The sequence below is a fragment of the Pseudolysinimonas sp. genome, assembly GCF_051954455.1.
Taxonomy (GTDB): domain Bacteria; phylum Actinomycetota; class Actinomycetes; order Actinomycetales; family Microbacteriaceae; genus Pseudolysinimonas.
Genome location: NZ_JBQCHS010000015.1, coordinates 74,718 through 88,810 on the forward strand (window position 1 = coordinate 74,718; position 14,093 = coordinate 88,810).

Below are 14,093 nucleotides of genomic sequence, written 5' to 3' on the forward strand. Positions count from 1 at the left end.
TCGCCCCGCCGGTCTCAACTGTGAGTCGGCACGCGAACGCTACGACCCGAATCGTTCCGAGCGAAACGGTCACATGTAACGGATTGCTAACGGAATGTCACATCGGCTGTCACATGACGGCCGGAGCGCGGTCAGCTCGCGTTGGCGTCGAGCCAGCCGATGGGATCCAGCTGCACGCCGTCGACATCGAGCTCCAGATGCAGGTGCGGCGCCGTCGTCTCCCCCGTCGCGCCGACCAGCCCCACGAAGTCGCCCACGTGGACCACGTCGCCGACCTGAAGCTCGGACGATCCGGCCTGCATGTGCTCGTAGATCGCCTTCACCTCGTGGCCCTGGTAATGGCCGACGATGACGGCGTAGTTGCCGAAGGTCCAGCTGCCACCGGTCCGCTGGACGACCGTGCCGTCCATGATCGAGAAGATGGGGTTGCCGTTGCCGCCGTTGAGGTCGACGCCGTGGTGGAACGGATCGCACGTCGGGCACCCGGCCACCGGGCCGCGGGGCCCGAACGGGCTCATGACGGCGACCCGGTACGGGAACGGCCACCGCACCGGGCCGTGGAACTCGCCGCCCACGCCGCCGCGCCACTTCGCGGCGAGCAGCTGCGCACGGGTGGACGAGGTGTAGTCGTCGGTCGTCGTCGGGATCGTGATGTCGCCCGGGACCGTCTCGGACTGCTTGCCGGTGATCATCCGCGTGCCGGGCTCGGATGCGGCGGCCGCCTGATCGGGCGTCGTGAGGACGTTCGCCGGCACGGACAGCCCGACGACGAGCGCGAGACAGAAGAGCAGCGCGCCGCCCGCCAGCACCTGGTGCAGGGCACGGGAACGGGTCCGGCGCGGCGGCGCGGTCGCTCGGACGACGGGAGCGGATGCCGGGCTCGGAGCCGGGGGTGCAGCCGGCGGCAGAGCCGGCGCCGCGGCCGCCGCCGCCGCGCGCTCACGTGCGAGCGCCTCGCGCCGCGTGGACGGCTCCGATCCCGGCTCGCTCATGACCGGGTCATCCTAGGCCGGGAGGGTCCAGTCGGTCACCCCCAGGCGTCCGAGCACCTCCTCCAGCTCCGCGGCCAGCCCGGGGGGCGCGGCGAGGACGAAGTCGATGCTCGGGCCGGCGTCCCCTCGCCCCTTGACGACCGCCCCGGCCTCGCGCGCGATGAGCGCCCCGGCCGCCTGATCCCACGGGTTGAGGTTGCGCTCGAAGTACGCGTCGAGCCGCCCGCATGCCACGGCGCACAGATCGAGCGCGGCGACGCCCTGGCGGCGGATGTCGCGCACCCGCGGCAGCAGGCCCGCGACGACGGCGCCCTGCCGTTCGCGCGACGCGGCGGCGTAGGAGAACCCGGTGCCGACGAGCGCCTGCTCGAGGGGCGGCGCCGGGTTGACGGCGATCGGCGCGTCACCGAGGAACGCGCCGCCGCCCGCCGCGGCGTGGAACAGTTCCCCCGCCGCCGGCGATGCGACCGCGCCGGCGAGCGCCCGCCAGGTGAGCGGATCGGGGTCGCCCTCGACCACGGCGATGCTCACCGCGTAGTGCGGGATGCCGTAGAGGTAGTTGACGGTGCCGTCGATGGGGTCGACCACCCAGGTCAGCCCGCTCGTGCCCGGAGATCCGCCGCCCTCCTCGCCGAGGATGGCGTCGTCCGGCCGCGCCGCCAGGATCCGGTCGCGGATCAGCTGCTCGACCTCCCGGTCGGCCGCCGTCACGACGTCGACGATGCTCGACTTGGTCGCCGCCACCTCGACGCCCTCGACGCGCCGGCGAGCGGCGAGCGCCCCCGCCTCCAGCGCGATGCCGCGGGCGAGGCGCAGGAGCTCGTCGGCCACGATCAGCCGGCCGCGATCGTCGTGTCGTGGGCGCCGAGCCCGTCGATCCCGACCTCCATGCGGTCCCCCACCTGCAGGAACGGGAACCGGCCGCTCATCGCGACCCCCTCCGGCGTGCCGGTGTCGATGACGTCGCCGGGCTCGAGCGTGAGGTACTGCGAGAGGTCCCAGACGAGCTGAGCGACCGGGAACACCATGTCGGCGGTCGACGAGTCCTGGCGGGGTTCGCCGTTGATCCGCGACCAGATGCGCAGACCCTGCGGGTCGATCTCGTCGGCGGGGATCACCGCCGGCCCGAGCGGGTTGGAGGTCGGCATCGACTTGCCCTTGCCCCACTGCGGACCGCCGCGCTCGCGCTGCCAGACGCGCTCGGAGACGTCGTTGGCGACGGTGTATCCGGCGACGTGCGCGAGCGCCTCCTCCGGGCTCGCGAGCCGGGAGGCGCGTCGGCCGATCACGACGGCGAGCTCCGCCTCCCAGTCGAGCTGGGTGGCGCCCGGCGGCAGGAGCACGGGGTCGTTCGGCCCGACGAGCGTGTTCGGGTGCTTGAAGAAGAGGATCGGGTCGGTCGGCGCGGGGCTGCCCGACTCGGCGGCGTGCGCGGCGTAGTTCTGCCCGATGCAGAGGATCGCGGTCGGCCGCGCGACGGGGGCGCCCACCCGCAGGGCGTCGGCGTCGGGCAGCTCCGGGAGCGCGTCCTCCTCGAGCGCGGCGCGCACGCGGTCGACGCCGTCGATCCAGAACTCGCCCTGCAGGTCGTCGGTCACCGGGCGCAGGTCGTAGACGACGCCGTCATGACGGACGGCGGGGATCTCGTGGCCGACGGGGCCCAGACGGAGGAGTTCCATGGGTCCAGTCTGCCGCGCCGGTGATGGGGCGGGGCACCTCTCCTCCTCCCCATCACCGCTCGTGGTCAGTCCAGATGGATCTCGACGGCGGTGAGTTCCCACCGGTCGCCCGAGAGGAGAGAGTCACCCACCGGCATCGACCCCGCTGCCGTCGCCTGAGAGCTCTGAGTCCAGAAGGAGTCTCCAACGCGGCGGTCGAGGAAGGTGTGCTCGAGCCGCTGTCCCTCCACCGGTGTGGGCAGTGTGGCCGTGCTCCAGTCGTGACCGACAGACCAGACGGCGGAGCCGGGACCCGCCGGGACGCTCAGTGCAGGCGACCCATGAGTGGCGGAGGCGCCGACCGCGGTGCCGACCGACGCGCCGTGCCCGAACGCAGCGACCGTGATCGATCCGTCGTATCCGGGGTTCGCCAGTTTCGCAGTCACGACGGCCCCCCGAACCGGCGATGGAGCGCGCGCCGCCCAGATCTCGGCCGTCCCGCCGGCCCCGTTGCTCCGCTTCACGAGCGACCAGGTGAGGCCGCCGCCCGAGAGCGAGGCCACCTTCTGGGAACCGGGTACCGGCCCGTCAGCGGCGACGAACGCGACGAAGAGTTCGCCGGGGTCGGTCGACGTGATCGCCGGTGAGACGAGTCTGCTCGAGGCCTTCGACTGATCGGTCGACACCTGAGCGTCAGGGAACGGCCAGACGGGCGGCGGGAAGACCGGCACGACGTCGATCTCCACGGCGGCGGGCGCGGAGACGAGGGCGCCGTCGCTGGCCGTGTAGGTGAACGAGTCCGGCCCGGAATAACCGGTGGCCGAGGTGTAGACCAGGTCCGCACCGGTCCCCGTCAGAGCACCGTGGGCGGGCGGCGTGACCACCGTGTAGGTCAGTGCGTTGCCGTCCGGATCCGTGCCCTGCAGGGTCAGAGGCTGACCGACGGCGGACTGCGCCTGGACGTGGAACGACTGGACGGCCGGCGCATGCGGTGTCGAACCCGTCGGGGTCACCGTGATCTGAGCCCAGTAGTCGGGCGACGAGGACCGGTTGTCGGTGACGAAGTAGTAGATCCGATCCTGACCCGTGAACCCGAGGTCCGGTGTGTAGCTGACCCGACCGTCCTGCCCGGACGTCACCGTTCCGTGATCGGCTCCGCCGACGGAGAAGAACACCGGGTCACCGTCGGCGTCCGTCGCCGTCAGAGTGAACTGCACGGCGGTGTTCTCCGGCGTCGTGATCGAGGGCGGCGTCGACGTCGGCGGAGTGTTCGGGCGCGCCGGCGTCACGGTGATCGAGATCGTCGCCGGAGCCGAGTCGAGGACGCCGTCGTTGGCGACGAAGCTCACCGAGTCTGGCCCGGCGTAGTCGTCGTTCGGGGTGTACAGGACGCCCCCGGATACGGCCAGCGTGGATCCGTGCAGCGGAGGCGAGACGATGCGGTACGTGAGGTGGTCACCGTCGACGTCCGTCGCCGCGAACGGCAGCAACGCCTGATCGCCGCCCTGCACGGTCAGCGCCCCCGGCGCCGCCACTGGAGCATGGTTGTCCGGGGAGGCGGGCGTCACGGTCACGGTCACGGTCGCCAACGCCGACGAGGACGTCGCGTCGGACACGTTGTACTGGAAGGAGGCCACCCCCACGAAGCCCGCCGTCGGCGTGTAGGTGACCGTCGGCGACATGAACCCGCCGGTCGTCACCGTCCCGTGAGCGCTCCCGGACGGAGGGAGGACTCCGTAGGTGAGCGCGTCGCCGGCGGGGCCGCTGCCCTGCAACTGGATTGTGACGGCCTGGCCCTGGCGGGTGGTCGCCTGCACGTCCGAAGCGGTCAGGGCCGTCGTGCCGTCCGCATGCGCGGCGCCCGCGCTCGCGAGACCCAAGCCGGACGCCAGAAGGACGGCGACGGCTCCCGATAGCAGGCGCCGTGTGAGGCGGTCAGGCGCGCGAAACGGGCGCGCCGAAATGTTCGACACCGATGGATCTCTTTCTTCGTCCCCCGCCAATGGAATGCCGTGGGCCGTCGTGATGATCTCTCGGGCTTCGGGTGATCACACCGTAGAGGATCTCTCGTAGCCCGCGCAACGGACATGTCCCCGCTGGTTATGAAAGTATCTGCGTATGGATGCAGATAGAGCGCTCTGCGGGCGAGAGCCCGACAGCCAGTTCGTCGAACTCGCCGTCGAGGTGTTCGCCATGCTCGCCGACGCGACCCGGGTGCGCATCATCCTGGCGCTCAAGGAGACGGGGGAGCTCTCGGTGAACCACCTCGCCGACATCGTCGACAAGTCCCCGGCGGCGGTGTCGCAGCATCTCGCCAAGCTGCGACTGGCGCGCATGGTCACGACCCGGCAGGACGGGACCCGCGTGTTCTACGCGCTCGCCGATGAGCACGCCCAGCAGTTGGTGACCGACGCGATCTTCCAGGCCGAGCACGCGCTCGGCGGGACGCCGCGCCACCACCACGTCGGGACGGACCGCGCATGAGCTCGCACGAGCACCACCACGACCACGACCACGACCACGACCACGACCACCCGGCGGGTCTCCGCGGTCTGCTGCACGACATGTTCGTGCCGCACTCGCACGACGCGGCGGACGCGATCGACGATGCGATGGAGGCGAGCCGCGCGGGGGTACGGGCCCTGTGGATCAGTCTGGTGATCCTCCTCGCCACCACCGCGATCCAGGCGGTGATCGCTGCCCTCACCTCGTCGGTCGCGCTCTTCGCGGACACGATCCACAATTTCTCGGACGCGCTGACCGCGGTCCCGCTGCTCATCGCCTTCGCCCTCGGGCGCCGAGCGGCGACGCGTCGCTACACCTACGGATTCGGCCGGGCGGAGGATCTGGCGGGGCTCTTCATCGTGCTCGTGGTCGCCGCCTCCGCGGTGGTCGCCGGATGGGAGGCGATCGACCGCGTCATCCATCCCCACCCCGTCGCGAACCCGTGGCTGCTGATCGGGGCGGGGCTGGTCGGGTTCGCCGGCAACGAGGCCGTCGCGTTCTACCGGATCCGCGTCGGTCGGCGGATCGGATCGGCGGCTCTCGTCGCCGACGGCGTCCATGCGCGGTTGGACGGATTCACCTCGCTCTCCGTCGTGCTCGGTGCGGTCGGGGTGCTGCTCGGCTGGCCGCTCGCCGACCCGATCATCGGCCTCCTGATCGCCGCCTCGATCCTCGTGCTGCTCTGGGGGACGATCCGATCGGTCGGGCGGCGACTGATGGACGGCGTGGAGCCGGAGCTCCTGGCCCGCGCCGAACGCACTCTCGCGACGACCGAGGGGGTCGAGCACGTGACCGAGCTGCGACTGCGATGGATCGGGCACCGTCTCACCGGGAGCGCGACGATCGAGATCGATCACGGCGATCTGCGCGCGGCCACCCGCCTCGCCGAAACCGCCGCCGACCGCGTCCGCGCGACGGTCCACGGCCTCGACGGATTCACCGTCACGCCGGTGCCGCACACCCGCTGAGGCGCGACCCGAGGCGAAGGCCCCCGAGATCATGATGATTCCGGGGGCCTTCTGATGTGGCGAGTGAGGGATTCGAACCCCCGAAGGCAAAGCCAGCTGATTTACAGTCAGATCCCTTTGGCCGCTTGGGTAACTCGCCGGGCGCGCCCGAAGGCACCGCACAAGGATACAAGGATCGCGGCACCCCGCCGACCACGCGATCCGGAGGCATCGGGGGTCGTCAGTCGCCGGCCTCCCGGCGGTACTGGTCGGCGTATCGGGCGACCTCGGCGAGGTAGAAGGCGGGCGCGTTGTAGGCCGACACCGCGGCGCGCCAGCCCTGCTCCGTCTGGAGCGCCGTCGACGCACGGCAGAGGTAGCGGGCGGCCGCGAGCACGGAGTCCTCGATGTTCTGCGGATCCTCCTTGCCGTCCGCGTTGCCGTCGATGTGCCAGTTGCGCCACGCCTCGGGGATCAGCTGCATCGGCCCGACCGCACGGTCGGCCTGGGCGTCGCCGTCGATCGCGCCCCCGTCGGAGTCCTTGATGAGCGCGACCCCGTTGCCGTCGAGCGCCGGCCCGTAGATCGGGGGCGACACGGTCCCGTCGGCGCCGATCGACGAGCCGCCGTGACGTCCGTGGTCGCTCTCGACGCGGCCGATGCCGGCGAGCAGGTTCCAGGACATCCCGCACTGCGGTTTCACCTCGGCGAGGTTCAGCGCGGCACCCGCGTAGGCGGCGAGCGCGCGCGCCGGGATGCCCGTCTTCCGCGCGGTATCGGCGACCCACACCGGGTCGGCCAGCCCGCCGATCCCGAGGGGACCGGGCGTCGCGGCCCGCGGCGGCAGCGCGGCCGGCGGCGCCCACGACGGCGCGGGGGTCGGGGCGGGGGCGAGCGCGGATCCGCCGCCCGCCCGCGGCACGAGCGCCAGCACGAGCAGCACGACGACGACCACGCCGACGGCTCCGCCGAGCACCCCGGCGACGACTCGTCCGCGGCCCGCCACGATCGTCGGTTCTAGCATGGCCTGATGGCAGATTCCTCCTTCGACATCGTGAGCAAGGTCGACCCGATGGAGACGCAGAACGCGCTGAACCAGGCGCAGAAGGAGATCGCGCAGCGCTACGACTTCAAGAACGTCGGCGCCTCCATCGAGGCGTCGGGCGAGAAGTTCGTGCTGAAGGCCTCGAGCGAGGAGCGCGTGAAGGCGGTGCTCGACGTCTTCGAGTCGAAGCTCATCAAGCGCGGCATCTCGCTGCGCTCGCTCGACGCGGGCGAGCCGTTCGCGAGCGGCAAGGAGTACCGCATCGAGGCCTCCATCAAGGAGGGCATCTCGAGCGACGACGCGAAGAAGATCTCCAAGATCATCCGCGACGAGGCGCCCAAGTCGATCAAGAGCCAGATCCAGGGCGACGAGCTGCGGGTGCAGTCGAAGAGCCGCGACGACCTGCAGGCGACGATCGCCCTGCTGAAGGGCAAGGACCTGGACGTCGCCCTCCAGTTCGTCAACTTCCGCTGACCTGGGAGGGCTCTCGAGGCGCCGCGTCGCGGCGAGGCGACGCGCTCACGGCATACTGAGCGCGTGATCCAACTGGACGGCGGACTGCTCGCCTTCCTCGTCCTGCTCGCGCTGATCGTCGTCGACCTGGGCATCCGGATCGGCGCCCTCATCGTCGTGCCGCGCAACCGGCGCCCGCAGACGGCGGTCGCCTGGCTGCTGGCGATCTACTTCATCCCCTACTTCGGGCTGCTGTTCTTCCTGGTGTTCGGCCGCGCCCGCCTGCCCCGCACGCGCCGCAACAAGCAGCGCGAGATCAACCAGTACATCCTCGACACCACCGAGGGCATCGACCGGGTGCAGATCGACCCGCCGTGGCCGACCTGGCTGGAGCCGGTGGTGCAGCTGAACCGCAACCTCGGCTCCATGCCGCTGGTCGGCGGCAACGTCGCGGAGCTCTACGACCACGACCAGGACGCGCTCGACGCGATGACGGCGGCCATCGACGCGGCAGAGAAGACGGTCCACGCCGAGTTCTACATCCTGTCGCTCGACGACACCACGCGGCCGTTCTTCGAGGCGCTCGCCCGCGCCCGGGCTCGAGGGGTCGTCGTGCGGGTGCTCCTCGACCACCTCGGCAACGCCGGCTATCCCGGATTCGGACCGGCCAAGCGGATGATGACCCGGGCCGGCATCGAGTGGCACCTCATGCTGCCGTTCCAGCCGCTGCGCGGCCGCGTACAGCGACCCGACCTCCGCAACCACCGCAAGCTCCTCGTCGTCGACGGACAGGTCGCGTTCACCGGCTCGCAGAACGTCATCGAGGAGCCGTACCAGAAGCGCAAGAACCGCAAGAAGGGGCTGCGTTGGCGGGACTTCATGGCCCGCTTCGAGGGACCGGTCGTGGCCGGCATCGACGCGCTCTTCGTCACCGACTGGTACTCGGAGACCAACGAGCTGCTCACCCGCGAAGCGGCTCCGGTGCGCACCGTCGGCGACGGCGATCTCGACTGCCAGGTCGTGCCGTCGGGACCCGGGTTCAGCGACGAGAACAACCTCAAGATGTTCAACTCGCTGGTCTACGCGGCGCAGGAGCGCATCCACCTGGTGAGCCCGTACTTCGTGCCCGACAGCTCCATGCTCTACGCACTGACCACTGCCGCACAGTCGGGCATCGAGGTGCAGCTGTTCGTGTCGGAGATCAGCGACCAGTTCGGCGTCTACCACGCGCAGCGCAGCTACTACGACGGGCTGCTCAAGGCCGGCGTCCGGATCTTCCTCTACAAGGCGCCGACGATCCTGCACGCGAAGTCGATGACGATCGACGACGAGCTCTCGGTCATCGGGTCGAGCAACTTCGACATGCGGTCGTTCTCGCTCGACCTCGAGATCTCGGTCATGGTGCGCGGCGCCTCGTTCCTGCGGCGGCTCCGCGCCATCGAGGACGACTTCCGCGCGAACAGCTCGGAGCTCACCCTCGAGGTGTGGCGCAGGCGCGGGCGCTGGACCTCGATCCTCGACAACCTCATGCGGCTGACGGCGGTCCTGCAGTAGCGCTCAGCTCGCGGAGCCGCGCCCGGTCTTCGCCTGCAGGCGCTCGATGTGCTCGGAGGCCTGCGCCTTCGTGAGGTCGGCCGGCAGTTCCTCGCCGGCCTCGCGGGCGAGCGTGTCGAGGTAGCTGCGTTGGGCGCCCGTCATCGGCTCGTCGCCGGTGACCCACTCGGACGGGTCCTTGCTCGCCGAGGTGGCGGTGTCGTCGCCCCGGGCGCCGAGCGTCTCCGGTTCGGGGGTCACGCGGTCGTCGCGGGAGGGCTCGTCGGGGAGGGTCGTGTCGCTCATGGGGCGACGGTACGTCGCGTCGCCGATGCCGGGTCGGACGCCCAGAGGGTTCCCGGGAGAGGGATCTCTCGATCCGCCGTTGCGCGGCTACTCGACCCGCTCGCCGCGCGAGATCGCGACCATCTCGTCGCGGTCGACGACCTTGATGCGGGTGCGCCCCTCGGCCTCGCCGAGGGCCATCTCGTGGGCGTCGAGGGCGTGCCAGCCGTCGAGGTTCGTGTAGGCGATGCCGCGCTCCTCGAGCAGGGCCACCACCGACTCCTCGGACGGCGAGGCCGGCGTCCACCACGATGCCTGGTCGTGCACGAGGTGCTCGATGGTCTCCATCGCGTCCGACTTGGTGTGGCCGATGAGACCGACCGGCCCGCGCTTGATCCAGCCCGTCGCGTAGACGCCCGGCACGATGCGGTCGTCGTCGCCGAGGACCTGACCCTCGTGGTTCGGGATCACGCCGTGCTTCTCGTCGAACGGGACGCCGGGCAGCGGGGAGCCGAAGTAGCCGACCGCGCGGTACACGGCCTGCACCGGCACCTCGCGGATCTCGCCGGTGCCGCGGACGCCGCCCGCGCCGTCGGGCTCGGTGCGCTCGTACCGGAAGGCGGCGACCCGCCCGTCGGCGCCGGCCACGACCTCCAGCGGCTTCGCGTAGAAGTGCAGGTGGAGCCGGCGCGACGCCTGGCCGGTCTCGCGCTGGCGCCACTGGGTGAACGTCTTGTCGATGACGAAGATCTGCTTGTTCGACGCGATCGCGTTCCTCGACGCCTCGTCGTAGTCGAAGTCCTCCTCGTCGACGATCATGTCGACGTCGCGCAGCTCGCCGAGCTCGCGGTGCTCGAGCGGCGTGAACTTCACCTGCATCGGGCCGCGGCGCCCGAAGACGTGCACGTCGGTCACCGGGGAGGCCTTCAGCCCCTCGTAGACGTTGGCGGGGATCTCGGTGGGCAGCAGGTCCTCGGGGTGCTTGGTCAGCATCCGCGCCACGTCGAGCGCGACGTTGCCGTTGCCGATCACGGCGATCGACTCCGCCTCCAGCGGCCACTCGCGCGGGTAGTCGGGGTGGCCGTCGAACCAGCTCACGAAGTCGGCGGCGCCGTAGCTGCCCGGCAGATCGATGCCCGGGATGTCGAGCGAGGCGTCGCGCACCGCTCCGGTCGCGAAGATGACGGCGTTGTAGTGCTGCTGCAGGTCGTCGAGGGTGATGTCGGTGCCGAAGCGCACGTTGCCGAAGATGCGGATGTCGCCGCGGTCGAGCACGTCGCGCAGCGCCGTGATGATGCCCTTGATGCGCGGATGGTCGGGTGCGACGCCGTACCGTACGAGCCCGTAGGGCGCGGGCAGGTGGTCGAACAGGTCGATGGAGACGTCGAACGGGCGCTCCCGCTTCAGCAGGATGTCGGCGGCGTAGATGCCGGCGGGGCCGGCTCCCACGATGGCCAGGCGCAGCTTGGTCACACGGATCCTCTCGGGATGGTCTCGACGGGCTCGACCTGCGGACGGGTCGAGGGGCGGATTACGCGGATCGCTCCACGATCGCCTCGGCGAACTTCGTCAGGGCCTTCTTCACCGGCCCGTCGGGCAGCGGCGTCAGGGCCTCCACGGCGAGCGCCGACCAGCGGCGCGCCTCGGTCAGGGTAGCGCGGGTCACCTGGTGCTCGCGGAGGGCGGTCACGACCGCGTCCAGCTCCGCGTCGTCGGCCGAGCCGGCGCGCTCGATCCGGGCGAGCAGTTCGGCGGACCGCGGATCCGACGTCGCCGCGTCGCGCAGGTAGAGCAGCGGCAGGGTGACGACCCCGGCGCGCAGGTCGGTGCCGGCGATCTTGCCGGTGTCGCCCGATCGCGGGGAGAGGTCGATGACGTCGTCGACGAGCTGGAACGCGACGCCGACCCGCTCGCCGAACGCGCGCACCGGCTCTTCGTAGGCCGGATCGGCGTCCGAGAAGATCACGCCGAGCACGCCCGCGAGGGCGATGAGCGAGCCGGTCTTGTCGGCGAGCACCTGGATGTAGTGGGCCACCGGGTCCTCGTCCTCGCGCGGTCCGAGGGTCTCGTGCAGCTGGCCGAGGCACAGCCGCTCGAACGTGTCGGCCTGGAGCGCGAGCCCCTTGTCGCCGAGGCTCGCGATGAGCTTCGACGCACGGGCGAACAGGAGGTCACCGGTGAGGATCGCGACCGAGTTGCCCCACTTGCTCTGCGCGCTCGGCACCCCGCGACGCAGCTGCGCCTCGTCCATGACGTCGTCGTGGTACAGCGAGGCGAGGTGGGTGATCTCGACCGCGCGGGCGGCCGTGATCACCTGGGTGGTCGCGCCGTCGCCGAGCTGCGCGGTGAGGAGCGCGAGCGTCGGGCGCACGCGCTTGCCGCCCGCCTCGAGCAGGTAGCGGCCGGTCGCGTCGGCCATGTCGTCGGCGAAGGAGACCTCGCCGAGGATGCCGGACTCCACCTCGTCGAGCCCGCGCTCGATCGCGTCGAGGAACTGGCGCTCCTCGCCCGAGGCGAAGAGCTTCTCGCCGAGCCCGAGCGACGAGCTGAGCGTGCTGCGCCGACGGGCGAGCGGGACGGCGGGGGTCACGTGAGGTCCTTCGGCGCGGAGGTCGCGGTCGGTGTGCCCGCGGAGGCCGGGGCCGACGACGGGGCGGCCGGCCGGCGGCGGGGCGCGATGCGCTTCGCGGTGCGCGCGAGGATCGCCGCGTCGGCCGGTTTGTGCCCGCGGTGCAGGGCCACGACGCCGCCGGTCAGGTTGCGGTAGGCGACGCGCGAGAAGCCGACGCCGCGCATCCACTGGGTCAGGACGTGCTGGTCCGGCCAGGCCTCGATCGACTCCGCGAGGTAGTCGTAGGCCGCCGGATCGGTGCTCACGACCCGGGCGACGACGGGCATGACGAAGCGGGTGTAGACGGCGTAGCCGGTGCGCATGAGCGGCGTCGGAGGGTGGCTGAACTCGCAGATCACGACGCGGCCGCCCGGCTTCAGCACGCGGTACATCTCCGCGAGGGCGGTCTGCGGGTGGGCGACGTTGCGGAGCCCGAAGCTGATGGTGACGGCGTCGAAGCTGGCGTCGTCGAACGGCAGCTTCTCGGCGTCGGCCTCGACGAACTCCAGGTCGGTATGCTTGCGCCGCCCCTCCGCGATCATGCCGGCGGAGAAGTCGAGGGCGACGACCTCGGCGCCCGCGCGGGCGATGGCCGCGGAGCTCGTGCCGGTCCCGGCGGCGATGTCGAGCACACGCTCGCCCGGCTTCGCGCCGATGGCCCGGACCGTCGCGATCCGCCACAGCGCGTCGTTGCCGAGCGACATGATCGCGTTCGTGCGGTCGTAGCCGCGCGCCACCTCGTCGAACATGCCCGAGACGGCGCCCGGCTGCTTGTCCATCTCGGCCCTCGCCACGGCTGCCAGCCTACTGATCCGGGGCGAACCTAAGCTGGGGACCGTGCGTGTGACGACCCGGCCGATCGACGCGCCGGCGTCGCTGCTCCCGCTGCTCGATCCCGCCCGCCCGCTCCTGTTCGTGCGGCGCGGCGAGGGCGTCGCCGGATTCGGCGAGGCGCTGCGGCTCGAGTTCCACGGGCCCGACCGCATCCGCGAGGCGGCCGACGCCTGGCGGCGCATCGTCGCGGACGCCGAGATCGACGATCCGGTGCGACTCTCGGGGTCGGGCCTCATCGCCTTCGGCGCGTTCACCTTCGCGCCGGAGTCGGATCGGCCGAGCGTCCTCGTCGTCCCGCGGGTCACGGTCGGGCTGCGCGACGGCGTCGCGTGGGTCACCCGCGTCGACGACGCCGACGACCGCATCGCCGCGCGTCCGCTCGGGGCCGAGTACCGCATCCCGCTGCGACCGGGTGAGCTCTCGCCCGACGGCTACCGCGAGGCGGTCGCCGAGGCGGTCCGCCGGATCCTCGCGGGGCGGCTCGACAAGGTGGTGCTCGCCCGCGACCTCGCCGGCCACCTGCCCGAGGGGGCCGACCTCCGCCGGGTGCTCGTCGACCTCGCGCTCGGCTACCCCGACACCTGGACCTTCGCGGTCGACGGGCTCATCGGCTCCAGCCCCGAGACCCTCGTGCGCGTCAACCACGGAACGGTCACCGCGCGGGTGCTCGCCGGGTCCGCCGCACGCGGGATGGATGCGGCCTCCGACCACGCGGCGGCGCTCACCCTCGCGACGTCGACGAAGGACCTCGACGAGCACCGCTACGCCGTGCAGAGCGTGCTGGGCGCGCTCCGCGAGCACGCTCGCGGCGTCGTCGCGAGCGAGATGCCGTTCGCGCTGAAGCTCCCCAACCTGTGGCACCTGGCCTCCGACGTGGAGGGGACGCTCGCCGACGGCTCGGGGTCGCTCGACCTCGTCGCGGCCCTGCACCCGACCGCGGCGGTCGCCGGGCATCCGACGGAGGCGGCGCTGGCTCAGATCGCGGAGCTCGAGCACCTCGACCGCCGTCGCTACGGCGGCCCGGTCGGCTGGGTCGACGCGCACGGCGACGGCAAGTGGGCGATCGCCCTGCGCTCCGCCGAGATCGGAGCCGACGGCACGGTGACCGCCTACGCCGGCGCGGGGATCGTGGCCGACTCCGACCCGGAGCGCGAGCTGGCGGAGACGCGGCTCAAGTTCCGACCGATCGTGGAGGCGTTCGCGTAGCGCCGCCGCGACGTGCACCCGTTC

The 14,093-nt window shown here is 71.6% G+C and carries 14 protein-coding genes and 1 tRNA gene; 5 read left to right on the top strand and 10 right to left on the bottom strand.

The genetic code is table 11. The features are described 5' to 3' along the window. Positions 1-131 precede the first annotated feature (131 nt). The 4 genes from ACTHM3_RS06680 to ACTHM3_RS06695 form a co-directional block, all read right to left on the bottom strand. On the bottom strand, positions 132-992 hold the full coding sequence (locus tag ACTHM3_RS06680; protein ID WP_440405329.1) for a M23 family metallopeptidase: 861 nt from the start codon (positions 990-992) through the stop codon (positions 132-134). A gap of 12 nt (positions 993-1,004) precedes the next feature. Further along, on the bottom strand, positions 1,005-1,826 hold the full coding sequence (locus ACTHM3_RS06685) for an inositol monophosphatase family protein (protein ID WP_440405469.1): 822 nt from the start codon (positions 1,824-1,826) through the stop codon (positions 1,005-1,007). Beyond that, the gene (locus ACTHM3_RS06690; RefSeq protein ID WP_440405330.1) at positions 1,826-2,671 is read right to left on the bottom strand and encodes a fumarylacetoacetate hydrolase family protein; all 846 of its coding nucleotides are present in this window, start codon (positions 2,669-2,671) and stop codon (positions 1,826-1,828) included. The genes ACTHM3_RS06685 and ACTHM3_RS06690 overlap by 1 nt, the downstream gene beginning before the upstream one ends. Before the next feature lie 65 nt (positions 2,672-2,736). After that, positions 2,737-4,530, bottom strand: coding sequence for an Ig-like domain-containing protein (locus ACTHM3_RS06695; protein ID WP_440405331.1), 1,794 nt, complete (start codon positions 4,528-4,530; stop codon positions 2,737-2,739). A gap of 238 nt (positions 4,531-4,768) precedes the next feature. Here ACTHM3_RS06695 and ACTHM3_RS06700 point away from each other — a divergent pair, with 238 nt between their 5' ends. Beyond that, positions 4,769-5,134 (top strand): ArsR/SmtB family transcription factor, encoded by a 366-nt coding sequence (locus tag ACTHM3_RS06700; protein ID WP_440405332.1) that lies wholly within the window; start codon positions 4,769-4,771, stop codon positions 5,132-5,134. Further along, a complete protein-coding gene (locus tag ACTHM3_RS06705; RefSeq protein WP_440405333.1) occupies positions 5,131-6,123 on the top strand; it encodes a cation diffusion facilitator family transporter in 993 nt (330 codons plus the stop codon). Before ACTHM3_RS06700 ends, ACTHM3_RS06705 begins: the two co-directional genes overlap by 4 nt. A 57-nt stretch (positions 6,124-6,180) precedes the next feature. Here the strand turns inward: ACTHM3_RS06705 and ACTHM3_RS06710 are convergent. Further along, positions 6,181-6,262: transfer RNA gene (locus tag ACTHM3_RS06710), tRNA-Tyr, on the bottom strand. 81 nt (positions 6,263-6,343) lie between these two features. After that, positions 6,344-7,126, bottom strand: coding sequence for a lytic transglycosylase domain-containing protein (locus tag ACTHM3_RS06715; protein ID WP_440405334.1), 783 nt, complete (start codon positions 7,124-7,126; stop codon positions 6,344-6,346). 6 nt (positions 7,127-7,132) lie between these two features. Here ACTHM3_RS06715 and ACTHM3_RS06720 point away from each other — a divergent pair, with 6 nt between their 5' ends. Together ACTHM3_RS06720 and cls are read left to right on the top strand one after the other, a co-directional pair. After that, entirely contained in the window at positions 7,133-7,621 is a 489-nt protein-coding gene (locus ACTHM3_RS06720) for a YajQ family cyclic di-GMP-binding protein (RefSeq protein WP_440405335.1), read from the top strand. 66 nt (positions 7,622-7,687) lie between these two features. Next, positions 7,688-9,154 carry a cardiolipin synthase gene (gene cls, locus ACTHM3_RS06725; protein WP_440405470.1) on the top strand — a complete coding sequence of 489 codons (1,467 nt, stop codon included), beginning with the start codon at positions 7,688-7,690 and terminating at the stop codon, positions 9,152-9,154. 3 nt (positions 9,155-9,157) lie between these two features. On the opposite strand, the gene ACTHM3_RS06730 is transcribed toward cls, so the two are convergent. The 4 genes from ACTHM3_RS06730 to ubiE form a co-directional block, all read right to left on the bottom strand. Then, positions 9,158-9,439: a DUF3072 domain-containing protein gene (locus ACTHM3_RS06730; protein WP_440405336.1), complete on the bottom strand. Its 282-nt coding sequence runs from the start codon at positions 9,437-9,439 to the stop codon at positions 9,158-9,160. 87 nt (positions 9,440-9,526) lie between these two features. After that, positions 9,527-10,891 carry an FAD-dependent oxidoreductase gene (locus tag ACTHM3_RS06735; protein WP_440405337.1) on the bottom strand — a complete coding sequence of 455 codons (1,365 nt, stop codon included), beginning with the start codon at positions 10,889-10,891 and terminating at the stop codon, positions 9,527-9,529. Positions 10,892-10,949: 58 nt separating this feature from the next. After that, positions 10,950-12,008 (bottom strand): polyprenyl synthetase family protein, encoded by a 1,059-nt coding sequence (locus ACTHM3_RS06740; RefSeq protein ID WP_440405338.1) that lies wholly within the window; start codon positions 12,006-12,008, stop codon positions 10,950-10,952. Beyond that, a complete protein-coding gene (gene ubiE / locus ACTHM3_RS06745; protein WP_440405339.1) occupies positions 12,005-12,823 on the bottom strand; it encodes a bifunctional demethylmenaquinone methyltransferase/2-methoxy-6-polyprenyl-1,4-benzoquinol methylase UbiE in 819 nt (272 codons plus the stop codon). Before ubiE ends, ACTHM3_RS06740 begins: the two co-directional genes overlap by 4 nt. 34 nt (positions 12,824-12,857) lie before the next feature. Between ubiE and ACTHM3_RS06750 the strand changes: the two genes are divergently transcribed. Next, on the top strand, positions 12,858-14,069 hold the full coding sequence (locus tag ACTHM3_RS06750) for an isochorismate synthase (RefSeq protein ID WP_440405471.1): 1,212 nt from the start codon (positions 12,858-12,860) through the stop codon (positions 14,067-14,069). The last annotated feature ends 24 nt before the right edge of the window (positions 14,070-14,093 follow it).

What these genes read in the sequence shown, in the direction of transcription:
- ACTHM3_RS06730 (WP_440405336.1), bottom strand. Translation starts at nt 9,439, where the DNA reads ATGAGCGACACGACCCTCCCCGACGAGCCCTCCCGCGACGACCGCGTG.
- ACTHM3_RS06720 (WP_440405335.1), top strand. Translation starts at nt 7,133, where the DNA reads ATGGCAGATTCCTCCTTCGACATCGTGAGCAAGGTCGACCCGATGGAG.
- ACTHM3_RS06700 (WP_440405332.1), top strand. Translation starts at nt 4,769, where the DNA reads ATGGATGCAGATAGAGCGCTCTGCGGGCGAGAGCCCGACAGCCAGTTC.
- ACTHM3_RS06690 (WP_440405330.1), bottom strand. Translation starts at nt 2,671, where the DNA reads ATGGAACTCCTCCGTCTGGGCCCCGTCGGCCACGAGATCCCCGCCGTC.
- ACTHM3_RS06715 (WP_440405334.1), bottom strand. Translation starts at nt 7,126, where the DNA reads ATGCTAGAACCGACGATCGTGGCGGGCCGCGGACGAGTCGTCGCCGGG.
- ACTHM3_RS06705 (WP_440405333.1), top strand. Translation starts at nt 5,131, where the DNA reads ATGAGCTCGCACGAGCACCACCACGACCACGACCACGACCACGACCAC.
- ACTHM3_RS06680 (WP_440405329.1), bottom strand. Translation starts at nt 992, where the DNA reads ATGAGCGAGCCGGGATCGGAGCCGTCCACGCGGCGCGAGGCGCTCGCA.